The sequence below is a fragment of the Rhodococcus sp. A14 genome, from assembly GCF_011603105.1.
Lineage (GTDB): Bacteria > Actinomycetota > Actinomycetes > Mycobacteriales > Mycobacteriaceae > Rhodococcus_F > Rhodococcus_F opacus.
On record NZ_JAAOQS010000053.1, the window covers coordinates 38,805 to 61,552 of the forward strand.

Consider the following 22,748-nt stretch of genomic DNA (forward strand, 5'->3'; position numbering starts at 1 on the left):
GACGAGACGGTGAGCAGATGGATCTCTTCGAATACCAGGCGAAGGAACTCTTCGCCAAGCACGAGGTGCCGACTTCGGCTGGGCGTGTTACCGACACGGTCGCCGGCGCACGCGAGATTGCCGAAGAAATCGGCAAGCCCGTGATGGTCAAGGCGCAGGTCAAGGTCGGAGGCCGCGGCAAGGCCGGTGGCGTCAAGTACTCCGCCGACGCCGATGCCGCCCAGGCCAACGCCGAGGCGATCCTGGGCCTCGACATCAAGGGTCATGTCGTCAAGAAGCTGCTGGTCGCAGAGGCGAGTGACATCGCCGAGGAGTACTACATCTCCTTCCTGCTCGACCGCACCAACCGCACCTACCTGGCCATGTGCTCGGTCGAGGGTGGCGTCGAGATCGAGGTCACCGCCGAGGAGAACCCCGACGCTCTCGCGAAGATCCCCGTGGACGCCGTCAAGGGTGTCGACCTCGCGTTCGCGCGCAGCATCGCCGAGGCAGGAAAGCTGCCCGCCGAGGTGCTCGACGCAGCGGCCGTGACGATCCAGAAGCTGTGGGAGGTCTTCATCAACGAAGACGCTCTCCTCGTCGAGGTCAACCCGCTCGTCCGCACGCCGGACGACCAGATCCTCGCACTCGACGGCAAGGTCACGCTCGACGAGAACGCTGCGTTCCGTCAGCCCGGCCACGAGGCGTTCGAGGACAAGGACGCCACGGACCCGCTCGAGCTCAAGGCCAAGGAAAACGACCTCAACTACGTCAAGCTCGACGGTGAGGTCGGCATCATCGGTAACGGCGCCGGCCTGGTCATGTCGACCCTGGACGTCGTCGCGTACGCCGGTGAGAAGCACGGTGGCGTGAAGCCGGCCAACTTCCTCGACATCGGTGGCGGCGCCTCCGCAGAGGTCATGGCGAACGGCCTGGACGTCATCCTGAACGACGCGCAGGTCAAGAGCGTGTTCGTGAACGTTTTCGGTGGCATCACCGCGTGTGACGCGGTCGCCAACGGCATCGTCGGCGCCCTGAAGACGCTCGGTGACGAGGCCAACAAGCCGCTGGTCGTCCGACTGGACGGCAACAACGTCGAAGAGGGTCGTCGTATCCTCGCCGAGGCTGCCCACCCGCTGGTCACGGTCGTCGGAACCATGGACGAGGCCGCCGACAAGGCTGCCGAGCTGGCCTTCGCCGCAAAGTAAAGGGACTCAAAAAACATGGCTATCTTCCTGACCAAGGACTCCAAGGTCATCGTCCAGGGCATCACCGGCGGCGAGGGCACGAAGCACACCGCGCTGATGCTCAAGGCCGGCACCCAGGTCGTCGGCGGTGTCAACGCCCGTAAGGCCGGCACCACCGTCACCCACGACGGCGGCGTCGAGCTGCCCGTCTTCGGCACCGTCGCCGAGGCCATCGAGAAGACCGGCGCGGACGTCTCCATCGCGTTCGTTCCCCCGGCCTTCGCCAAGGACGCCATCGTCGAGGCCATCGACGCGGAGATCCCGCTGCTCGTGGTCATCACCGAGGGCATCCCGGTGCAGGACTCGGCGTACGCCTGGGCGTACAACGTCTCCAAGGGCAACAAGACCCGCATCATCGGACCCAACTGCCCCGGCATCATCACCCCCGGCGAGTCGCTGGTCGGCATCACCCCGGCCAACATCGCGGGCACCGGCCCGATCGGTCTCGTGTCCAAGTCCGGCACGCTGACCTACCAGATGATGTTCGAGCTGCGTGACTTCGGCTTCTCCACCGCCATCGGCATCGGCGGCGACCCGGTCATCGGCACCACCCACATCGACGCCATCGAGGCGTTCGAGAAGGACCCCGAGACCAAGGTCATCGTGATGATCGGTGAGATCGGTGGCGACGCCGAGGAGCGTGCCGCCGACTACATCAAGGCGAACGTCACGAAGCCGGTCGTCGGCTACGTCGCGGGCTTCACCGCTCCCGAGGGCAAGACCATGGGCCACGCAGGCGCCATCGTCTCCGGTTCCTCGGGCACCGCGCAGGCCAAGAAGGACGCCCTCGAGGCTGCCGGCGTGAAGGTCGGCAAGACGCCGTCCGAGACCGCTGCGCTCGCTCGCGAGATCCTGCAGAGCCTGACCGTCCAGGCCTAGGCGCTCCGCGCCCGTGCGCCTTTTTGGTAGCTCCCGCTACCGGAAAGGCGCACGGGCCGTTCAGGCATCGACCCACATCTCCCCGGCCGGATCGAGTGTCCCCGTCCCCGACGTGACGGCAGCGACCAGATCGGCCAACTCCGCCGAGTCCCGCGCCGCGAGGGTGAGGACCGCGGATTCCCCGTATGTCGTGTCCACCACGACGACGCCCCGCCCACGCAACTCCGACTCGACGCGTCCCGCCTCGGCGTGGCCGACGGCGAGGGTGTGCAGGTGGCGAAGTTCCCTCCGCACGAGGGGTGCGGCATCGACCGCTGTGGCCACCGCGCCGGAGTAGGCGCGCACCAGTCCGCCCGCGCCCAGCTTGATTCCCCCGAAGTACCGTGTCACGACCACCGTGACGTCGACGAGATCACGGGCCTTGAGTACCTGCAGCATCGGAATGCCCGCGGTGCCACCGGGTTCGCCGTCGTCGCTCGCGCGCTCGACCCGGTCGCTGGGGCCGTTTCCGATGATGTACGCCGAACAGTGATGTCGCGCATCGGGATACGCCCGCCGCCGATCCTGGACGAAGGCCTGCGCCGCCTCGGCGTCCTCGACGCGCCGCAGCGCGGCGATGAAACGTGAGTGCTTCACCTCCGTCTCCAGGGTGAGATCGGCGGTGTGGGGAGCGAGGGTGTACGGCACCGAACCATTGTCTCCTGCGCTGTTCCCGGCGCCGCGGGCCGCGAGTGACGGCAGTGACCGACGGGTATACGTAGGCTAGCGTCGGAAGAGCGCACGCAGACGACCACTTGTCGACTAGGAGAAGTCATGACGTTCACGCCCGGAGGACCGAGTTACGGTCCGCCCGCGCAACCGACTGCAGGGGGAGAACCGAAAGGCCTGGGCTTCTTCCTTCTGATCGGTGTCGCAGTTCTCGGTGTCCTCAACCTACTGCTCGGGTTCGCCCCGTACGCCACGTTGGCGCGAGAGTCCGTGAACTCGTTCGAAGCCAACACGGACGGGCTCGGCCTCCTGTTCCTCGGTGGTCTCCTCGCGGCAGTCTCGCTCCTTCCGAAGCAGTCCTACGCGGGCGCGGCAGCGGCGGCGTCCGTCGCGGGCTGGGTTGTCGCGTTGTTCGTCTTCCTCAACGTCGACGCGGATTCGGGTTGGGGCGCAATCCTGATCCTCGTTCTCGGATTCATCCAGTCGGCCGTGGCCGTCGCGGCCACGCTGTTCGACATCGGACTCCTGAAGCAGCCGGCGCCCAAGCCGGCCGCAGCCGCGGGCTTCGGTCAGCCCGGTCAGCCCGGTCAGCCCGGTCAGGCGCCGCAGGGTTACGGCCAGGGCGCCCCGCAGGGCTACGGGCAGGGCCCGCAGCAGTCGTACGGACAGCCGCCCCAGGGCTACGGTCAGAGCGCCCCGCAGGGCTACGGGCAGAGTCAGTCGCAGCCCGGCTACGGCCAGCAGAACCAGCCCGGCTACGGCCAGCAGGGTTACGGCCAGCAGGGTCAGCCCTCGCAGAGCCAGACCGGCTACGGTCAGGGCTACGGGCAGCCCCAGCAGCCGGGTTACGGAGCCGCGGCGGGTGCCGGGTCCGCGTCGTACGACGCCCCGACCACCGCCTACCAGCAGCCGCAGTACCAGGGGTACTCGCAGCCGTCGAGCCCGTCGCAGTCCACCGGAACGCCCAGCTCGCAGTACCCGGCCGGCACCAGTTACGGTTCCGCGCAGCACGCGGCGCCCGCGTACGGCTCGCAGTCCGAGTCGTCCCCCGTGGAGCGCACGCTCGAGTACGGCGAGCAGCCTTCCACCGAGGCGAAGTCGGCAGACTCGGCCGAGAAGTCCGAATCGGAGGGCTACAGCGCGCCGACCCAGGCGTTCGACACGCGCGCCGACAGGGACGACAAGTAGCGGCCCAACCAGCAGGTGGCCTCTGACCCAACGTGGTCGGAGGCCACTTCTGTGCGGCGCGCCTGACCGCCGCCGCGGCGTCGGAGTGCCACTCTCGAGGGGATGAGTTCTTTGGTTGATCGTGCGCAGCGCGTCGCACAGGGTGCACGACGGCGAGCCGTCGGTGATGACGAGCGGCAAGTCCCGCGACAGCGACCCGTGCCCGACGCCGACGAGATGCGGGCGCTGCTCGCGGTCGCGTTCCGGCCCGCGGGCGTCACCGTCGTCCTGTTGTCCGCACTCATCGTCGTCACGCTGGTGGCGGCGAACAGCGACCTCACCGGAACGTTCGGTGCCATCGCGGCGTCGTGGCTGGCGATTCACCAGGTGCCGTTGACGATCGACGGCACGTCACTCGGTGTCCTCCCGCTGATCCCGACAGCCGGGATGATGTGGGTCGTCGCCCGCGGATGCGCCGCTGTGGTGCACCCGGCGTCCTCGCGGCGGCACGCTCTGCAGGTGATCGGCGCTGCGGTGGCCGGACCGCTGGTCGTGACGGCCATCAGCCTCGCCGTCATCGCGGACGCGTCGGCGGTCATCCCGTTGTCCTCCCCGAACGCGCTCGCCGCGTTCGGGTGGGTGCTGTTCGTGCACCTGCTTGCATCGGCGATCGGTGTGACGGTCGCGATGCGGCCGACGCTCGGTGCGCAGGTTCCGTCGTGGGTCCGGGACGCGGTGCGGCCGGGACTGCGCGCGTTGACGGCGATTCTCGGTGCCGGCGCGGTCATGGTCACGATCTCGCTGCTGATGGAGTGGTCGACGGTCGGCTCGCTGCTCGAACGCGGCGACGGCGTCGTCGGAATGCTCGGACTGACGATCCTGTCGGTGCTGTACCTGCCGAACGTCGTGGTGGGTGCCGCGGCCGCGGTCATCGGAGGGACTGCGCAGATCGGGGACGTCTCGGTCAGCGTGTTCGGGAACGTCGGTGGTTCGCTGCCGCCGTTGCCGCTGCTCGGCGCCGTTCCCGACGGGGTGTCGGGTGGTGCCTGGCCCGCGCTGCTGGTGATTCCGTTGCTGATCGGTGTGATGCTCGGACGCGACTGCGGGCGTCGCGTCGCCGGGCAGGAAGCGCTGTTCACCGTGCTGACCGCCGCCGCGGGGGTGGGCGTGGTGACGGCGGTGCTCGGCCTCGTGTCCGGCGGCAGACTCGGCGCATTCGGAACGGTCGAGCTGCACTGGTGGGCGTTCGGACTGCTCACGTTCGCGTGGCTCGGACTCGCGGGCGCGGTGACAGCGGTGGTCGTGGCCTGGCATCGGAGCCGGGGCGCCGTGGACGAGGACGACGCCGACACCGAGGACGAGGAGCCGCATCTTCCCGGCGCGGAGGAGGTTCCGGCGATCGCCGCCCCGATCACCGAGGAACCGGTGGTCGCCGAACACGTCGCGCCGAGTCGGGTGATCGAAGCCGAACTCGTCGACGAGACCGAAGCGCCGGCAGCGCCGGTTGCACCGCAGGACACCGGCGCCGAGGCCGAGGTCGTGGTGGACGCAGAGGTCGAGGAAGACACGCCGACGGACGAACCCGAGGGGGCCGCAGACGCCGCCGAGAGCCCGGAAGCCGACCTGCCCCGAGGGCCCGCAACCCCCAGCGACTAGGCTCTTGGTCGGTCGACGATGCGACCGCCCCCATTTTTTGCCCGTCTTTCGATTCACCCGGCCTTTCGATTGTTCAGGAGTAGTGCGCTGACTTCCTCGCGTGACCACCTGAGGCCCACGACCGGTTCGCCGGCGCGGATCGTCGTACTCGCCTCCGGTGCGGGAACCCTCCTGAGGTCGCTGATCGAAGCAACACACACGGACGGGTATCCCGCCGAGATCGTCGCCGTCGGCGTCGACCGCGACTGTGATGCGACCTCCCACGCGAACGCGGCGGACATTCCCCACTTCCGGGTGAGCCTGCGCGACCACGCCGACCGTGCCGCCTGGGACGTCGCGCTGACCGAGGCCGTCGCGTCCCACCAGCCGTCGCTCGTCGTGTCGGCGGGTTTCATGAAGATCCTCGGTCCCGCCTTCCTGGAGCGCTTCGGCGGTCGCATCATCAACACGCATCCCGCGTTGCTGCCCGCATTCCCCGGCGCGCACGCGGTCCCGGATGCCCTGGCCTACGGCGTGAAGGTGTCGGGATCGACCGTCCACCTCGTGGACGCCGGTGTCGACACCGGCCCGATCCTGGCGCAGGAACCCGTGCCTGTGCTCGACGGCGACGACGAGTCGACCCTGCACGAGCGCATCAAGACTGTGGAGCGACGGTTGTTGGCGGACGTCATCGCCGCTGTCGCCACCCGTGGAGTTGTTTCCGATGGACGAAAGGCCGTGATCCCCAGTGAGTGAACGCAAGGCAGTACGCCGAGCGCTCGTCAGCGTCTACGACAAGACCGGTCTGGTCGAACTGGCTACGGGCCTGCACAAGGCAGGCGTCGAGCTGGTGTCGACAGGGTCGACTGCAGCGAAGATCGCCGACGCCGGCATCCCGGTCACCCCCGTCGAGGCGCTGACGGGCTTCCCCGAATGCCTCGAGGGCCGGGTCAAGACGCTGCACCCGCGGGTGCACGCCGGCGTCCTCGCCGACACCCGGAAGCCGGAGCACCTCGCGCAGCTCGAGGAACTCGGCATCGAGGCGTTCCAGCTGGTGGTCGTGAACCTGTACCCGTTCACGCAGACCGTCGCATCGGGTGCGACCCCCGACGAGTGCGTCGAGCAGATCGACATCGGCGGACCGTCCATGGTGCGTGCCGCCGCGAAGAACCACCCGTCGGTCGCGGTCGTGGTGGATCCCGCCCGCTACGACGACGTGCTCACCGCGGTCGCCGACGGCGGTTTCACGCTGCCCGAGCGCACCGCCCTCGCTGCGCAGGCGTTCCAGCACACCGCGTCGTACGACGTCGCGGTCGCCAGCTGGATGACGTCCACGCTGGTCGAACCGGGTGACTCCCAGTTCCCCGAGTGGGCAGGCGCCACCTGGGACCGCTCGGCTGTCCTGCGGTACGGCGAGAACCCCCACCAGGCCGCGGCCCTCTACGTGAACCCCGCCGCCCCGGCCGGTCTGGCTCAGGCGGAACAGTTGCACGGCAAGGAAATGTCGTACAACAACTACACCGACGGCGACGCCGCCTGGCGCGCGGCGTTCGACTTCAGCGAGCCGGCTGTCGCGATCATCAAGCACGCGAACCCATGTGGCATCGCGGTCGGAGCCGACATCGCCGAGGCACACCGCAAGGCGCACGCCTGCGACCCGGTCAGCGCATACGGCGGAGTCATCGCCGCGAACCGCGAGATCACCGTCGAGATGGCCGAGCAGGTTGCCGAGATCTTCACCGAGGTGATCATCGCCCCGTCCTACGCGGACGGTGCGCTCGGAGTGCTGCAACGCAAGAAGAACATCCGCGTCCTCCTCGCCGAGGCACCGACCGCGACGGGAATCGAACTGCGTCCCGTGTCCGGTGGAGCGCTCCTGCAGGAGCGCGACGTGCTCGACGCCGAGGGCGACGACCCGGCCAACTGGACGCTGGCCGTCGGCGACGCCGCCGACGAACAGACCTTGAAGGATCTCGAGTTCGCGTGGCGCGCGTGCCGATCGGTGAAGTCCAACGCGATCCTGCTCGCTTCCGACGGCGCGTCGGTCGGCGTCGGCATGGGCCAGGTCAACCGCGTCGACTCCGCGCACCTCGCGGTGCAGCGGGCCGGTGACCGGGTGGTCGGGTCGGTGGGCGCGTCGGACGCGTTCTTCCCGTTCCCCGACGGACTGCAGGTGCTCGCGAACGCCGGCGTCAAGGCGGTCGTGCAGCCGGGTGGTTCCGTCCGCGACAACGAGGTGATCGATGCGGCCAAGGAAGCCGGCGTCACCATGTACCTGACGGGCGCGCGGCACTTCGCGCACTAGCGTTCGGCAACTCTCGAACGGGCCTTGGCATCATGCCGGGGCCCGTTCTGCGTCGTCAGGCGGCTGCGGCCCCGTGTGCTCGGGCCGTGCCCTGGAGTTCGCGCGGCGAACCGGTGATGACCACGCGGGCGGCGCCGCGGCTGCGGACCTCGCTGATCAGCTCACCCAGGCCGGCCTCGTGGGCGGCATCGCAGTGCGACAGGTCGAGGGTGACGGCGTACCCGGTGAGGTCGTCCGGCAGGTCGAGATACGGGGGAGAGGTGGACAGCTGGTTGATGCGAAGTTTCATGGGGTGCTCCTGAAAGTGAAAGGTAAAAGAAAAGGCACCCGAGGGGTTTGCCCTGGGTGCCCGAGAATGACGTGGTGTGAGTCTCAACATTCTCGGGGTGCGCCGAACTTGGTGATGTGCTTGTCGGCGGAGCAGCGACGCCATGCGGGTACGGATGCGAAGAGCGCGTGAAGCTGCATCATGTCCGTACCTTTCTGCGTGTCGTTGCTGGTTGGTAGATGACCGTACAGCACCGGTTGAGGGTTTGCACTTCCATTATCCGGCCACTGCGCCGAAATGCAGGGTTGAGCAGCGGCTCTTGGCCCAGAGTTGCCGTCCCGTTCACCTCCGCGCACGGATTCGTATGAAGCACCGGCGATTGCGTCGGCGTGTGGCTGATCGGTGCGCATCTGTCGAATCCCACACTTTGGTCACAGCTTGCTTTCGATCCGGCCTCGAGCTGCCCGCACGTACGGTGCAGCTGATTCACTCGGGGCTGATGTGACTCGAGTGGCACCTGTGGAAGGAGAGTGGCGCCCGGACTGCGACGGTGCGCCCATTCCCGTTATGAACCGATTTGCGATCAAGGCCGGCCTCGGCGCCTGCGTCCTGGGTGCGTCCGTGCTCATCCCTGCTCAGGCTTCGGCAGAACCCGCGGCGACGGCGACCGGCACCGAACTGTCCGGGATGACGGTGTTCCTCGACCCCGGACATCAGGGTTCGAGCGAGGGCCACGACCTCGCGCAGCAGGTGAACGACGGCCGGGGCAACACGAAGGACTGCCAGACCAGTGGCATGACGTCGCTGGGCGGGGTGCCCGAGCACACGATCAACTGGAACGTTTCCCAGCTGGTGAAGAGCAGCCTCGAGAGTCTCGGCGCGAAGGTCGTCCTGAGCCGTCAGGACGACACCGGCTGGGGCGGATGCGTCGACGAAAGAGCGCGTGCGGCAAGCGAATCGAATGCCGACGTCGCGGTGAGCATTCACGCGGACTCGACGGCGCAGGGCGAGGACGCGAGCAAGCACGGGTTCCACATGATCATCCCGTCGCTGCCCATTCCCGACGAGAAGGCGGACGCGGCGCAGTCCGGTGGCGGCCTCGAGGCGTCGAAGATGATGCGCGACGCCTACAAGTCGGACGGATTCGTTCCCGCCAACTACGCCGGCGTGAACGACGGCCTCCAGACCCGCGCCGATGTAGCCGGGCCCGCGCTGACTCAGGTGCCGCTGGTGTTCGTCGAGATGGGCAACGGTTCCAACAAGGAAGACTCCGCCCAGCTGGAGAGCACCGACGGCCAGTTGAAGCACGCGATCACCATCACGACGGGCATCGTCACCTACCTGCTGACGGGGTCCCAGTCGGCGCCGGCCGAGGAACTCGCGGCAGCACCGGCGGCCACCACGACGACGCCCGAGGCGAGCGAGGACAGCGCGTCGTCGACCACCACCACGACGCCGAAGGCGACCACCCCGAAGGCCACCCCGCAGTCGACGGCCCCGGAGTCGGCGGAGTTCTCCGAGTTGATGGAGATGCTCGCGCCGCTGCTCGAGGTCGAGGGCCTCGACGGGCTCGAGGATCTCGTCAACGACAAGAACCTGGGGCTCGTGTCCGAACTGGCGAGCACACTGATGGCCGTGATCACCGGAGCCGGCGGGAACTGATCACAGAGCGGCGATCCACCTGCTGAACGGGTCGGTGAACTCCGCCGAGTAGGGGAGCGGTTCCACGTAATCCGGTCCGGTGGACGGACGGTCGCCGACGTCCTTGAGGACGTGATTGGCGTTCGTCATCCGCACCGGCGTCAGCGCGGTGTGCGCGAGGGCGTCGTTCAGGCCGTCGACGTCCGCGAGCTGTACCTGGATGTCCTTGGCGGAGCAGCTGGTGAGGACGGGGAACCCGGCGGGCAGCCGGCCGGCCAGTGCGCGCGGGTCGAGAGCGTCCTCCTCCGCGAGGGCCTTCGCGTTGGCATGGACCAGCCCGGCGTTCTGCAACGGTTCCGGAAGGTCGTCGGGGATCGTGCCCGACGTGCGGAGCGATTCGACGGTGTCCGCGAGCGCGAGCCGGAGTTCGTCGGCGAGTTCCACCGGCAGCTGGCCGGTGCCGACGACGGCGTCGAGCTGACCGTGGATCTGTGTGGTGAGCAGGTCGAGGAGCCGGACACTCAGCGGTTCGAGCAGTCCGACGGCGCGCACCCGCGACTCGTCTTCCGCGGTGGCGAGCGCGAGGGCGACGAGTCCGCCGTCGCTGTGACCGATGACGATCAGCTTCGACGGGTCGACCCCGGGTTGGGCGGCCAGGAAGTCGAGGCCCGCGGACGCGGCGTCGACGAAGGTGGTGAATCCGAGACCCCCGACTTCTTCCACCTCGTAGGGGCCGAGGGCGGTCTCGCCGCTGCCGATCTTGTCGTAGCGCAGGCTGGAGATGCCGTGCTGTTCGAGCACGTCGGCGAGATGGCGGAGCGTTCCGATGTCACCGGGGAGCAGGGCGCTGTCGCCGTTGCGGTCGGTGGGACCACTGCCGGCGAGCAGCAGCGCGGCGGGTGCCGACCCGTTCGCGTGGTCGGGGGTGCGCAGGCTGCCGTAGTACGTGACGGCACCGCTGTCGAACGTGATCTCGGTGTCAGGCATGGGGACTGTCTACCAGTTCACGTCGCGCGCAGTCGCCGCACCCGTTGCACCCCTCGCCACGCGAACCACAGCAGGAATGCGAGTAGCGGGATGACGAGCAGCGGAAGCAGCAGGGCGATCAGGGATGTGACGAACGAGACCACGTCTTCGATCACCGACACCACGGGATTGGCCAGTCCGCCGGTGGAGGCGGTGCTCACCGCCCGGGTCCCGGTCTGCGCGGTGCTGAACGCCAGAGCGGTGGGCGCGCCGATGACGATTCCGGCGATCGCGGCGGTCGACGGGTCCACGTCCGCGAAGGCCGCCCAGGTCGCGATGACACCCGCCGCGGGACCGGTGACGTTGCCGATCACGGACAGCGCGTTGTCGACGAACGGGATGAGATCGGCGGTCAGTTCCACCGCTGTCGCGATCGACAGCGCGACCAGCGCCCCGGTCGAACCGAGCCACCGCATCGACTCGTTCAGGGTGATCCCGAGCACCTCGAAGTGCACCGCGGCGCTGAGCATCAGCAACGGCAGGAACGTGCGCAGTCCCGACGCGGCGGCGAGGCCGAGGCCGAGCAGTCCGGGCAGAACCCACGTCTCCATGCACGGAGTGTAGAAGCTCGGCTATCACGGCAGGCGGGCATCGCGGCCGAGATCTCAGAGAAGCATCACAGAACTCACACAATCGGCGATTAGCGTCTGCATCACCAGTTGTTCCAACGGATTACGTCCGAGAACAGCCCCCGACTCCAGGAAGGTGCCGCACCATGAACGTCGTACAGCTGACCACCGGTGATGTCGTCGCCGCCATGTTCTCCCTCGACTTCGTCGACGGCGGATTCCGCCGGGAGGCCGTCGAGCGGATTCACCGGGGAGCGATCGACGAGTGGGTGTCCGCGCTCACCGGGTCGGGTCTGTTCTCGAACCGCGCGGTCGCGGACGTGGTCCGGGCATGGCGCGACGATCCGCGAGTCCTGCTCGATTCCCTTCTGGCGGAGGCTGATCCGGTGACACTCGAGCGCTACCGCTCCGCGTGGTACGAGTTGGACGCCCTGGTCTCGTATGGTGTCGCCGCGTAGGCGCACTCTCAGGGAATGCTGAAGACGTCGGCGAACGTGGCGAGCAGCGCCGGATCGCCGGTGACGGACACGCTGCCGACGGCGATGGCGTCCTCCGGGGTGATCTCGCGTGCCATCAGTGCCTTCACCGCCGGCCCGGTCTCGATCACGAGGTCGGGCTGGTCGGCTGCGCCCTCCACGACCTCGAGAGCGCCGCGGTCGATGCGGGCGGACAGCACGATCGGCCCGAGCCGCAATTCGTAGGTGAGTGTGACGTCCCGTGCGGCGTCGGGGTGGAACGTCGATCGCAGCGCCATCACCATCGAGTCGACGGTCACGGCATCGTCCGGGTCGGGTTCGCCGAGGGTGCGGGCGCCCCACCGGCCCAGCGACTTCACGGCGTCCTCCAGGGCGTTGCCGTAGTCGGTCAGTTCGTAGACCACCGCGTTCGACGGCCGGGGCAGCGCGCGGCGCGCGATCACGTCGGCGTCCTCGAGTTCCTTCAGGCGCGCCGACAGGATGTTGGACGGGATGCCCGGCAAACCCTGCTTGAGATCCGTATATCGCCGCGGTCCGACCAGGAGATCTCGGACGATGAGCAGTGCCCAGCGTTGTCCCACGATGTCCAGGGCATGCGCGAGTCCGCAGTACTGCCCGTAAGTCTGCCGTGCCATGGTTTCAACTATAGACCGAAGTTGCCTATTGACATCAATAGGTTTCTTTTTGCAACATTGATACGTGATCTGCTCCACAAGGTCGCACGGCTCGTCACCCGAAAACACTCAGCTCCACCGACGGAAAGAGAATTCGATGTCGACCATGATCTTCGTGAACCTCCCCGTGAAGGACCTCGGCAAATCGACGGCCTTCTACGAGGCGCTCGGCTACCGGAAGAACCCCCAGTTCTCGGACGAGAACGCGTCGTCGATCGTCGTCAGCGAGCAGATCCACGTCATGCTGCTGACGGAGAAGTTCTTCTCCACCTTCACCAAGAAGGCCGTCGCGGACGCCACCACGACCACCGAATCCATCATCTGCATCTCCGCGGACAGCCGGGAGGCCGTCGACGCGCTGGCCGACAAGGCGCTCGCGTCGGGCGGATCCTTCTCCAACGATCCGATGGACGAGGGATTCATGTACGGCCGCAGCTTCCAGGACCCGGACGGTCACCTCTGGGAGGTCATGTGGATGGATGTCGATGCAGCGCAGGGGCAGGAGTCGTGAGCACCGCGACCACACCCGTGATGGCGGAGTCGGGAACCGCACGCACGGTGGGCTGGGTCCTCAGCGGACTCGTCGGCGCCTTCCTCCTGTTCGACGCGGTCGGCAAGCTCCTGAAGATCGGACCGGTGGAGGACTCGGCCGCCGAACTGGGATTGCCGATGCACATCATCGTGCCGATCGGAGTGGTGCTGCTCCTCTGCACAGTGCTCTACCTGGTGCCGCGAACGGCCCCGCTGGGGGCGGTGCTGCTGACCGGCTACCTCGGTGGGGCGGTACTCACCAACTGGCGCGTCGAGAAGCCGTTGTTCAGCACGGTGCTGTTCGCGGTGTACGTCGGAATCGCAGTCTGGGCGGGGCTGTACCTGCGCGACCGCAAGGTCCGCGAACTGCTCCCGCTGCGCCGCGAGGACTGACCCGGGCGGGTCGGCGCGCGTTAACCGCGTGCCGATTCGCTCGAATCCTCGTAGCGTGGAGTGGTGACGTCATCGGAACACAGACCTTCCACCGTCGGCGAGCTCCGCGAGTCGGGCCACATTCAACGCACCGTCAAGGAAGAGATCCGCGAGAATCTGCTCGCGGCCCTACGCGACGGCCGTGATCCGTGGCCCGGCATCGTCGGTTTCGAGGAGACGGTGGAACCACAGCTCGAACGGGCTCTCATCGCCGGTCACGACGTGGTGTTGCTCGGCGAACGTGGTCAGGGCAAGACCCGCCTCCTCCGCACCCTCAATCTGCTCCTCGACGAATGGACCCCGGTGATCGCCGGTTCCGAACTCGGGGAGCATCCCTATGAGCCCATCACCCCGGCGTCCATCCGCCGGGCGCAGGAACTGGGCGACAGCCTCCCCGTCGCATGGCGGCACCGCAGCGAGCGGTATTCCGAGAAACTCGCGACCCCCGACACGTCGGTGGCGGACCTCGTCGGCGACGTGGATCCGGTCAAGGTCGCGGAGGGCCGGAGTCTCGGCGACCCGGAAACCATTCACTTCGGGCTCGTTCCCCGTGCGCACCGGGGCATCGTCGCCATCAACGAACTGCCCGACCTCGCCGAGCGAATCCAGGTGTCGCTGCTCAATGTCATGGAGGAACGCGACATCCAGGTCCGCGGGTACACGCTCCGGCTCCCGCTGGACGTCCTGATGGTGGCCAGCGCGAACCCGGAGGACTACACGAACCGCGGTCGCATCATCACCCCGCTGAAGGACCGGTTCGGCGCCGAGATCCGGACGCACTACCCGACCCGGCTCGACGACGAAGTCGCGGTCATCCTCCAGGAAGCGCACCTCACCGCGGAGGTGCCCGAGTACCTCCTCGAGATCCTGGCCCGGTTCACCCGTCTGCTCCGCGAGTCGACGTCGGTCGATCAGCGATCGGGTGTGTCCGCCCGCTTCGCGGTGGCAGGCGCCGAAACCGTCAGTGCCGCTGCGGTGCATCGCGGCGCCGTGCTCGGTGAAGCCGACCCGGTCGCGCGGCCGGTCGACCTGGAGACCGTCGTCGACGTCCTGCGGGGCAAGGTGGAATTCGAATCCGGCGAGGAAGGGCGCGAGATCGAGGTCCTCGAGCACCTGCTCCGGCGGGCGACGGCCGACACCGTCCGCACCCGGCTCGGCGGCATCGACCTGGCGGAACTCGTGGACGCGGTCGAACAGGGCGACCCGGTGGTGACCGGTGAACGGATCACGGCGAAGGCACTGCTGAACGAGCTGCCCGAACTCGAGGTCCTCGACGAGCTGGCCGAGCGTCTGGGCGCGGAGTCCGACGGCGAGCGGGCCGCGGCCGCCGAGTTCGCCCTCGAAGGCCTGTACCTGGCGCGGCGGATCTCGAAGAACCCGGACATCAACGGGCAGACGGTGTATTCGTAATGTCCCGCAAGGCGGAGCGCGGACCGCACAACGCGCGGTACGGGCCGTACGAGGGCGGTGATCCGCTGGCGCCGCCGGTGGACCTGCGTGAGGCCCTGGCCGCGATCGGCGACGACGTGTTCGCCGGCACGTCGCCGCGGCAGGCGCTGCGCGAGATGCTCCGGCGCGGCAACCGGGACATGCGCGGCCTGGACGAGCTTGCGGCCGAGGCCAATCGGCGTCGCCGTGAACTGCTGAAGCGGAACAACCTGAACGGCACACTCGAAGAGGTCCGGGAACTCCTCGACCGCGCGGTGCTCGAGGAACGCAAGACACTGGCCCGCGCCCTCGACGACGACGCCCGCTTCTCGGAGATGCGCCTCGAGGAACTGTCGTCGTCCACCGCGCAGGCCGTGCAGGAACTCGCCGACTACGACTGGCGCAGTTCGGAAGCCCGCGAGGACTACGAGAAGATCCGGGACCTCCTCGGCCGCGAAATGCTGGACCAGCGGTTCGCCGGCATGAAACAGGCCCTCGAGGGTGCCACCGAAGAAGACCGCGAACGCATCCGCGAGATGCTCGCCGACCTCAACGACCTGCTCGACAAGCATTCGCGCGGCGAGGACACGCAGGAACAGTTCGACGAGTTCATGGACAAGCACGGGGAGTACTTCCCCGAGAACCCGCAAAGCGTCGAGGAACTGCTCGATTCGCTGGCGCAGCGGGCGGCGGCGGCGCAGCGCCTGCGGAACTCGCTGTCGCAGGAGCAGCGCGACGAACTGGATGCGCTGGCGCAGCAGGCGTTCGGCGATCCGTCGCTGATCGGACAGCTGGACCGCCTCGACCAGCACCTGCAGGCCGCGCGCCCGGGCGAGGACTGGCAGGGCGCGCAGCGGTTCCGCGGGGACGACGGCATGGGCCTGGGCGAGGGCACCGGGGCGTTGCAGGACATCGCGGAACTCGAGTCGCTCGCCGAGCAACTGTCGCAGCAGTACGCGGGCGCACAACTCGACGACATCGACGCGGAGACTCTGGCCCGGCAACTGGGCGACGAGGCGGCCGCCGATGCGCAGACCCTCGCCGAACTCGAGAAGGCACTGCGAGACCAGGGCTTCCTCGACCGCGGGGCGGACGGCCAGTGGCGCCTGTCGCCCAAGGCGATGCGCCAACTCGGTCAGACGGCTCTGCGGGACGTGGCGCAGCAGCTGTCTTCGCGTGGCGGGCAACGGGAGACGCGCCGCGCCGGGTCGATGGGGGAGCCGACGGGCGCGTCCCGCGAGTGGGCGTTCGGCGACACCGAGCCGTGGGACGTCACACGCACGATCACCAACGCCGTGCTGCGGGCGGCATCCGATCCGGTCGAGCGCGGTCGCGTCCCGGTCCGATTGTCGGTGGCGGACGTGGAGGTGATGGAGACCGAGCAGCGGTCGCAGGCGGCGGTCGCGTTGCTGGTCGACACGTCGTTCTCGATGGTGATGGAGGGCCGGTGGGTGCCGATGAAACGCACCGCCCTCGCCCTGAACCACTTGGTGAGCACCCGGTTCCGCAGCGACGAACTGCAGCTCATCTCGTTCGGCAGGCACGCGCAGGTGCTGACGCCGGCGGAACTGGCCGGCCTGGACGGCGCGTGGGACCAGGGCACCAATCTGCACCACGCGCTGCTGCTGGCGGCCCGGCATCTGCGCCGGCACCCCAACGCCCAGCCGGTGGTCCTGATCGTCACCGACGGTGAGCCGACGGCCCACCTCGAGCCGGACGGCTTCGCGTACTTCGACTACCCGCCGAGCGCCCGGACCCTCGGTCTGACGGTCCGGGAACTCGACACCCTTGCCCGCCTCGGCGCTCACGTCACGTTCTTCCGGCTCGGTGAGGATCCCGGTCTCGCGCGGGTGGTGGACCGGATGGCCGAGCGGGTCGGCGGACGCGTCGTGGCACCCGGGCTGGACGGTCTCGGCGCCGCCGTCGTCAGCGACTACATGCGTCGCCGCCGCTAGGTGCGGCTCCGCCACCCGTGAGTACTTGTTAACCGCCCGCGGTTAACAAGTACTCACGGGTGCGTCAGCGCACAGCGGGCTGGTGCTGGGTGATGCAGTGAATTCCGCCGCCGCGCGCGAAGAGCGGGCGGGCGTCGACCGACACGACCGTGCGGCCGGGGTAGGCGGCCGACAGGATCGCGACCGCTTCCTCGTCCGCGGGATCGTCGAAGCTGCACGCGATGACGCCGCCGTTGACGACGAAATGGTTGATGTAGCTGTAGTCGACGAAACCCTCCTCGTCGCGCAGGACTGTCGGCGCGGGGACGGTGATGATCTCCCACGACTCACCGCGGGCGTCGGTGGTCTGCTTCAGCACGTCGATGACGGCCTTGCTGACCTCGAAGTCGGGGTGTTCGGGGTTGCGCTGGTCGTGCACCAGGACGACGCCCGGTGACGGGATGGCGGCGACGATGTCGACGTGCCCGCGTGTGCCGTACGTGTCCTGGTCCCGGGTCAGTCCGCGCGGCAGCCAGATGACCTTCGTGGCACCGATCGTCCGGGCGAGCTCGGCCTCGATGTCGGCTTTCGACAGTTCCGGGTTACGGCCGGGGTCGAGTTGCACGGTCTCGGTCACCAGCACGGTGCCGAGGCCGTCGACCTGGATGCCGCCGCCCTCGTTGACGATGGGCGAGTCGACGAGCTCGGCCCCCGACCGCTCGACCACCAGTGCGCCGATCTTCGAGTCCTTGTCCCACTGGGCCCAGTCCTGGCCGCCCCAGCCGTTGAAGATCCAGTCGACGCCGCCGAGGCGTCCGTCCTCGGACAGTACGAATGTGGGTCCGATGTCGCGCATCCAGGCGTCGTTCAGCGGCGCCGCGACGATGTCGATGTCCGCGGACAGGTACTCCTCGGCTGCCGACACCTGTCCGGGGTCGACGACGACAGTGACGGGCTCGAACCGGGACACCGCGTGCGCCACCTCGGCCCACGTGGTGCGGGCCTCGTGGTGTTCCTCGGGGGTGTCGCCCAGGGAGTAGCCCTCACTGGGGTAGGCCATCCAGGTGCGTTCGTGCAGTTCGCCTTCCGCGGGCATGCGCCAGGTCATCAGGCCCTCCCGAACGGGGAGGCGTGATCGACCGGCTCGGTGAGGACGCCGTAGGTGTCGGGGCGCCGGGTGGCCAGGAACGGGAACAGGGCCAGCCAGTCTTCGCGCTGCTGGAGGTCGAGGTCGGCGACCAGGACCGCGGATTCGTCGCGCGGGGCCTGCGCGAGGATCCGGCCGTAGGGGTCGGAGATGAACGACGAGCCGTAGAACGTGATGAGGCCTTCGCTGCCGTGGCGGTTGGGCACCACCATGAACGTGCCGTTCGCGATGCCGTTGCCGACGATCACCTGCTGCCACAGCGGCTGGGTGTCGAACTGCGGGTGGTCGGGCTCGGAGCCGATCGCGGTGGGGTACACCAGGATCTCGGCGCCGCCGAGCGAGTACGCGCGGGCGACCTCGGGGAACCACTCGTCCCAGCACGTCGGCAGTCCGAGCTTCGCCCCGCCGAGTGCCTCGGCGGTGTGGACGGGGTACGGATCGGTTGCGGGACCGCCGCGGAAGTAGGTGTCCTCGTAGTAGCCGGCGGTGACGGGGATGTGCAGCTTGCGGGTGCGGGCGAGCAGTTCACCGGAGGGGGCGACGAGGATGGCCGTGTTGAACCCGAGCCCGTCCTCGTACTGCACACCGTCCTCGGAGTCGTTCCGCTCGTACAGCGAGGCGTGGACGAGGACGCCGTGTTCGGCGGCGGCCTTGGCGGCGAACGTGAACGTGGGGCCGGTGAGGAGGTCCTCGGCGGTCCGTCCCGGGTTGTCGCCACCCGGCGTCGACGCGGGGTAGCGGCTCAGTGTGAGTTCGGGGAGGAACACCACGCGCGCCCCGAGTTTCGCTGCCGCGGCGATGCCCTCGTCGAGTTCGGCCCCCAGGTCCTGATCGTTCTCGTGCCAGCGGTGCTGGACGAGACCGACACGGAGCGGGGTGCGTCCCGTCTCGCGTGCCCTCGACAGGGACTCGGGAGGGGTGAGGGCGGTAATCGTCAACATTGTGTTTCCTCGGATGTTCGGTTCGGCGAGCGCCTAAAACGAATTGGATTCGTTAAGTATGGTGGGTGAATGCTCGGCGATCAAGGGGTGGGGCGTGACGAATTCGATTCCTTCGGTATCCACCCTGGTCGCCGGTGACACACACCGACCAGGAGGGCACCCATGCCACGGCCATCACAGCGACTGCTGTCGCCGGAGATCATCACCGAAGCTGCCATGCGCATGGTGGACCTCACCGGTGACTTCACGATGCCGGGTCTCGCCGAACGGCTGAAGGTGCGGCCCTCCTCGCTGTACAACCACGTGTCCGGGAGGGCGGAGATCATCGAACTGATGCGTGCCCGCATGATGGCGGGCATCGTGGTGGGGGACCCCGACGGCAAGTGGAGCGAGACGGTGGCCGGCCTCGCGCGCGAGTATCGGCGCAATTACGCCGAGCATCCTCGGCTGATTCCTCTGTTCACCGCGCACACAGTGCAGTCCGGTGTGGCATTCGGGCTGTACAACGCGCTGGCGCAGGCATTCTCGGACGGCGGCTTCACGCCCGAAGAGATTCTGCACGCCATCACGACGGTCGACAGCTTCGTGCTCGGGTCGGCGCTGGACCTCGCCGCACCCGAAGTGGTCTGGGCGACGGCGCCGGAGGCGAACGAGGCCATGCTGGCCGCCCTGGCCACGTCCGGGCCGAACCCCGGACGGGCGGATGCAGCATTCGAGTTCGGGCTGCGGACGCTTATCGCGGGCTTGGTGGCGCAGGCTCCGTTCGAGCCGTGAGATCGCCCTCGTCCCGCAATGCCGACGTGTCGCGGTTGAGGGTCTCGCCGCGGAAGAAGGCGGGATTGCGGACGCGCATGACCATCATCAGCACGGCGCCGAGCAGGAGGATGCCGAAGCCGAGGAAGAAGACGAGGCCGATTCCGCCGATGGACGCACCGCTCGCGTTCTCCGGGTCCATGCTCTCGTCGATCGAGATGACGAACACGGCGAACAGCATCAGCCCGCCGAGCAGCGGGAACGCGAACCGGAAGACGGCGTTGCGCACGCTCGTGAACAACCGGCCCCGGAAATACCAGACGCAGGCGAACGCGGTGATGCCGTAGTACCAGCAGATCATGATGCCCAGCGCGGCGATCGTGTCGAGCAGCGTGCGCTCCGACAGGAACGTGACGACGGTGTAGAAGACCGCGGTCACGACACCGGCGACGACGGTCGCGTAGGACGGCACCAGGAATCGCGGCGACACCTCGGCGAGCTTCTTCGGGAACGCGCCGTAGGCGCCCATGGCCAGCATCGTGCGCGCGGCGGGTAGGAACGTGGTCTGCAGGCTCGCGACCGAGGAGACGAACACGGCGAGGAACAGCAGCATGCCGCCCCAGTTGCCGAGAACCGGATCGGCGAGGGCGCCGAAGACGTTCTCGGAGTTGTCCGGGTTGCCGAGGCCGAGACCGTCCTCGCCGACGCCCGCATACATCATCGCCGCGACCGACACGAGCAGGTAGGTCAGCAGAATCGTCGCGACGCACAGCAGGCCGGCGCGACCGGGGGTCTTCTTCGGGTTCTTCGACTCCTCGCCCAGTGTCAGGCAGGTGTCCCAGCCCCAGAACGCGAAGATCGAACCCGTCAGGCCGATCACGAACGCACCGAGGGCCAGTCCCGTGAACGGGTTGAACCAGCTCAGGTCGAACGAGAGCCCGGCGGGGGCGGACCCGTTGCCGACGTGAACCAGTGCCACCACCGCGAAGGCGATGAGCAGGACCATCTGGAAGCCGACCAGCGCGAACTGCAGCTTCTCACTGGTGGTGATGCCGCGACTGGCGATCCACGTGGCGAGCGCGATGAAGAGCAGTGTGGTGCCCACATTCACGAATTTGTTGCCCGGCAGATCCGCGATGCTCGGGGCGTCGAAGAGTTTCGCGATGAACAGATAGAAGAACTGCACGGCGATCGCCGCGAGGTTCGAGAGCACGATGATCGTGGCGATCACCATGCCCCAGCCGCACATCCAGCCGACGTACGGACCGAATGCCTTGGTCGACCACGTGAACGACGCACCGCAGTCGGGTGATTCGGAGTTGAGCTCACGGTAGGCGTACGCCGTGAGGAACATGGGAATGAAGCCGGCGATGAAGATGGCGGGCATCTTCAACCCGACGGCCGCGACGATCAGCCCGATGCTGGCCGTCAGCGTGTAACCCGGTGCCACGGAGGAGATTCCGAGGATCGCTCCGGAGAAGGTCCCGACCGCACCGGTGGCCAGCCCCTTGGCGCTCACGGCGCCGTCGGCCGACGCCGACGCGCCTTCGCTGTTCGTCATGTCTGAACCTCCGGTCGGGAACGAGCGTGGATCCGGGGCGGGTGTCGCGGACGGTTTACTCACTGTTTTCGAACTCCTGCTTGGGGACGACCACCATGGGCACCGGCAGGACGCGGAGCATCTTGGCCGCGGTGGATCCCAGGAACAGTCGATGAGGTTGGGCGAGCCGGCTGGAGCCGACCATCACGAGGTCGCCGTCCTGCCAGTCGAGTGTGCGGACCGCCGATTCCACGGAGGATCCGTCGGCGATCGTGACGGACACGGGAAAGTCTTCGGGAAGAGCGGATTTCGCCACTTCGAGGGTGCTCTGCGCGTGGGCGACGGCCCGGTCGCGGATGTCGTCGGGGGTGTCCCGGTGATCGCGGAGGTCGTTCTGCGGGTCGAGTGCGACGAGGGAGACTAGGCGGAGCGGGGTCTGCATCCGCTCGCACGTCCGCACCGCCGTCCGCAGCAGCACATCCGCCCCGGTCCGGGTCCCGAGCGCGCAGGTGACCTCGCGGATTTTCTTCGCGGAGGAATGCCGATAGCCGCGGGGCGCGAGGGCCAGCGGAACGTGCGCCGAGTGCAGCAGTTCCGTCGACACGGAGCCGACGGAGTGCCGCCCCAGCAGGCCGTCTCCGGCGGCGCCGACGACGATTGCCTGCGCCCCCAGCCGGGACACCTCGTCGATGAGACCCTGCGCGAACGAATCGTGGAAGCTCAGGTGGACGTCCACGTCGATGTCGCTCGGCACCGACGACTTCGCCTCGTCCAGCCAGCGCTGGGCACGGGAGGCGAGGATGTCGTCGTAGCCGGTCTCTGCCGGAACTCTCGCCGGGACCGTCCGGTCCGGCGGGAGCACCATGCAGATGTCGAGCTGTGCGCCGAGACTGCGGGCGAGCTGCGCCCCGAGGGCAAGACCGTCCTCCCCGCTGGGGGTGGCGAGATATCCAACGACCAAACGCATGGTGACGGTTCCGATCTGTCTCGGGGCGGGTGGTTTACGCGAAGCCGACGTACTTGGTCTCGAGGTACTCCTCGATGCCTTCGGTGCCGCCTTCGCTGCCGAGGCCGGACTGCTTGACTCCACCGAACGGTGCGGCGACGTCGGAGATCACTCCCCGGTTGACGCCGACCATGCCGCTCTCGAGCTTGTCGGCGACGCGGAACGCACGGTCGACGTTCTGTGTGTAGATGTATGCGGCGAGGCCGTATTCGGTGTCGTTGGCGGCGGCGACGCCCTCGGCCTCGGTGTCGAAACCGGTGATCGCGGCGACGGGTCCGAAGATCTCCTCGCGGACGATGCGCGCGTTGGCGGGCACCTCGTCGAGGACGGTGGGCTGGAAGAAGTAGCCGGGACCGTCGACGGACTTGCCGCCGGTGCGGACCCGGGCGCCCGCGGCGACGGCGTCGTCGACGAGGGACGCCACGTTGCGGCGCTGCTTCTCGTTGACGAGGGGGCCGACGT

At 68.2% G+C, this 22,748-nt stretch carries 23 protein-coding genes; 13 read left to right on the forward strand and 10 right to left on the reverse strand.

Translation table 11 applies throughout. The annotated features are described in order from the left end of the window. The first annotated feature begins 17 nt into the window (after positions 1 to 17). Entirely contained in the window at positions 18 to 1,187 is a 1,170-nt protein-coding gene (gene sucC, locus G9373_RS25110) for an ADP-forming succinate--CoA ligase subunit beta (RefSeq protein WP_005238541.1), read from the forward strand. Positions 1,188 to 1,202: 15 nt separating this feature from the next. Then, positions 1,203 to 2,105: a succinate--CoA ligase subunit alpha gene (gene sucD / locus G9373_RS25115; RefSeq protein ID WP_005238543.1), complete on the forward strand. Its 903-nt coding sequence runs from the start codon at positions 1,203 to 1,205 to the stop codon at positions 2,103 to 2,105. A 60-nt stretch (positions 2,106 to 2,165) separates the two neighbouring features. Here the strand turns inward: sucD and G9373_RS25120 are convergent, their stop codons facing one another. Beyond that, positions 2,166 to 2,792: a YigZ family protein gene (locus G9373_RS25120; protein ID WP_005259975.1), complete on the reverse strand. Its 627-nt coding sequence runs from the start codon at positions 2,790 to 2,792 to the stop codon at positions 2,166 to 2,168. Positions 2,793 to 2,918: 126 nt separating this feature from the next. Here G9373_RS25120 and G9373_RS25125 point away from each other — a divergent pair, with 126 nt between their 5' ends. From G9373_RS25125 to purH, 4 genes are all read left to right on the forward strand, one after another. Then, entirely contained in the window at positions 2,919 to 4,001 is a 1,083-nt protein-coding gene (locus G9373_RS25125; protein ID WP_065489955.1) for a DUF5336 domain-containing protein, read from the forward strand. A 102-nt stretch (positions 4,002 to 4,103) separates the two neighbouring features. Then, positions 4,104 to 5,636 carry a DUF6350 family protein gene (locus tag G9373_RS25130; RefSeq protein ID WP_240960720.1) on the forward strand — a complete coding sequence of 511 codons (1,533 nt, stop codon included), beginning with the start codon at positions 4,104 to 4,106 and terminating at the stop codon, positions 5,634 to 5,636. A 69-nt stretch (positions 5,637 to 5,705) separates the two neighbouring features. Further along, positions 5,706 to 6,371 carry a phosphoribosylglycinamide formyltransferase gene (gene purN / locus G9373_RS25135; RefSeq protein ID WP_005259970.1) on the forward strand — a complete coding sequence of 222 codons (666 nt, stop codon included), beginning with the start codon at positions 5,706 to 5,708 and terminating at the stop codon, positions 6,369 to 6,371. Continuing rightward, positions 6,364 to 7,920, forward strand: coding sequence for a bifunctional phosphoribosylaminoimidazolecarboxamide formyltransferase/IMP cyclohydrolase (purH, locus tag G9373_RS25140; protein ID WP_005571818.1), 1,557 nt, complete (start codon positions 6,364 to 6,366; stop codon positions 7,918 to 7,920). The genes purN and purH overlap by 8 nt, the downstream gene beginning before the upstream one ends. Before the next feature lie 55 nt (positions 7,921 to 7,975). Here the strand turns inward: purH and G9373_RS25145 are convergent, their stop codons facing one another. Then, positions 7,976 to 8,209: a hypothetical protein gene (locus tag G9373_RS25145; RefSeq protein ID WP_005259967.1), complete on the reverse strand. Its 234-nt coding sequence runs from the start codon at positions 8,207 to 8,209 to the stop codon at positions 7,976 to 7,978. A 546-nt stretch (positions 8,210 to 8,755) separates the two neighbouring features. Between G9373_RS25145 and G9373_RS25150 the strand changes: the two genes are divergently transcribed. Next, the gene (locus G9373_RS25150; RefSeq protein ID WP_005571820.1) at positions 8,756 to 9,850 is read left to right on the forward strand and encodes an N-acetylmuramoyl-L-alanine amidase; all 1,095 of its coding nucleotides are present in this window, start codon (positions 8,756 to 8,758) and stop codon (positions 9,848 to 9,850) included. Here the strand turns inward: G9373_RS25150 and G9373_RS25155 are convergent, their stop codons facing one another. Next, positions 9,851 to 10,816 (reverse strand): alpha/beta hydrolase, encoded by a 966-nt coding sequence (locus G9373_RS25155; RefSeq protein ID WP_167117293.1) that lies wholly within the window; start codon positions 10,814 to 10,816, stop codon positions 9,851 to 9,853. Between the two features lie 17 nt (positions 10,817 to 10,833). Then, positions 10,834 to 11,406 (reverse strand): DUF4126 domain-containing protein, encoded by a 573-nt coding sequence (locus tag G9373_RS25160; protein ID WP_005259962.1) that lies wholly within the window; start codon positions 11,404 to 11,406, stop codon positions 10,834 to 10,836. 164 nt (positions 11,407 to 11,570) lie between these two features. Between G9373_RS25160 and G9373_RS25170 the strand changes: the two genes are divergently transcribed. Next, a complete protein-coding gene (locus G9373_RS25170) occupies positions 11,571 to 11,882 on the forward strand; it encodes a hypothetical protein (protein ID WP_005571823.1) in 312 nt (103 codons plus the stop codon). Positions 11,883 to 11,890: 8 nt separating this feature from the next. Here the strand turns inward: G9373_RS25170 and G9373_RS25175 are convergent, their stop codons facing one another. Next, positions 11,891 to 12,535, reverse strand: coding sequence for a winged helix-turn-helix transcriptional regulator (locus tag G9373_RS25175; protein ID WP_005571824.1), 645 nt, complete (start codon positions 12,533 to 12,535; stop codon positions 11,891 to 11,893). A gap of 136 nt (positions 12,536 to 12,671) precedes the next feature. Here G9373_RS25175 and G9373_RS25180 point away from each other — a divergent pair, with 136 nt between their 5' ends. The 4 genes from G9373_RS25180 (at position 12,672) to G9373_RS25195 (ending at position 16,920) form a co-directional block, all read left to right on the forward strand. Then, positions 12,672 to 13,085 (forward strand): VOC family protein, encoded by a 414-nt coding sequence (locus tag G9373_RS25180; protein WP_005259955.1) that lies wholly within the window; start codon positions 12,672 to 12,674, stop codon positions 13,083 to 13,085. Next, positions 13,082 to 13,498, forward strand: coding sequence for a DoxX family protein (locus tag G9373_RS25185; RefSeq protein ID WP_005571826.1), 417 nt, complete (start codon positions 13,082 to 13,084; stop codon positions 13,496 to 13,498). Before G9373_RS25180 ends, G9373_RS25185 begins: the two co-directional genes overlap by 4 nt. A 63-nt stretch (positions 13,499 to 13,561) precedes the next feature. Continuing rightward, positions 13,562 to 14,947, forward strand: coding sequence for a sigma 54-interacting transcriptional regulator (locus G9373_RS25190; protein WP_005238585.1), 1,386 nt, complete (start codon positions 13,562 to 13,564; stop codon positions 14,945 to 14,947). Beyond that, positions 14,947 to 16,920 carry a VWA domain-containing protein gene (locus G9373_RS25195; RefSeq protein WP_206032598.1) on the forward strand — a complete coding sequence of 658 codons (1,974 nt, stop codon included), beginning with the start codon at positions 14,947 to 14,949 and terminating at the stop codon, positions 16,918 to 16,920. Before G9373_RS25190 ends, G9373_RS25195 begins: the two co-directional genes overlap by 1 nt. 64 nt (positions 16,921 to 16,984) lie before the next feature. On the opposite strand, the gene G9373_RS25200 is transcribed toward G9373_RS25195, so the two are convergent. After that, positions 16,985 to 18,007 carry an agmatine deiminase family protein gene (locus tag G9373_RS25200; protein ID WP_005571828.1) on the reverse strand — a complete coding sequence of 341 codons (1,023 nt, stop codon included), beginning with the start codon at positions 18,005 to 18,007 and terminating at the stop codon, positions 16,985 to 16,987. Further along, positions 18,007 to 18,987, reverse strand: coding sequence for a nitrilase-related carbon-nitrogen hydrolase (locus G9373_RS25205; RefSeq protein ID WP_167117296.1), 981 nt, complete (start codon positions 18,985 to 18,987; stop codon positions 18,007 to 18,009). Before G9373_RS25205 ends, G9373_RS25200 begins: the two co-directional genes overlap by 1 nt. 162 nt (positions 18,988 to 19,149) lie before the next feature. Here G9373_RS25205 and G9373_RS25210 point away from each other — a divergent pair, with 162 nt between their 5' ends. Next, positions 19,150 to 19,761 (forward strand): TetR/AcrR family transcriptional regulator C-terminal domain-containing protein, encoded by a 612-nt coding sequence (locus G9373_RS25210; protein ID WP_065489961.1) that lies wholly within the window; start codon positions 19,150 to 19,152, stop codon positions 19,759 to 19,761. On the opposite strand, the gene G9373_RS25215 is transcribed toward G9373_RS25210, so the two are convergent. From G9373_RS25215 to G9373_RS25225, 3 genes are all read right to left on the reverse strand, one after another. Continuing rightward, the gene (locus G9373_RS25215; RefSeq protein WP_167117299.1) at positions 19,721 to 21,301 is read right to left on the reverse strand and encodes an APC family permease; all 1,581 of its coding nucleotides are present in this window, start codon (positions 21,299 to 21,301) and stop codon (positions 19,721 to 19,723) included. The genes G9373_RS25210 and G9373_RS25215 overlap by 41 nt on opposite strands. A 55-nt stretch (positions 21,302 to 21,356) precedes the next feature. Next, a complete protein-coding gene (locus G9373_RS25220) occupies positions 21,357 to 22,247 on the reverse strand; it encodes a universal stress protein (RefSeq protein ID WP_005571844.1) in 891 nt (296 codons plus the stop codon). A gap of 34 nt (positions 22,248 to 22,281) precedes the next feature. Beyond that, positions 22,282 to 22,748: aldehyde dehydrogenase family protein (locus tag G9373_RS25225; protein ID WP_167117301.1), on the reverse strand; the 467-nt coding region annotated here is incomplete at its 5' end.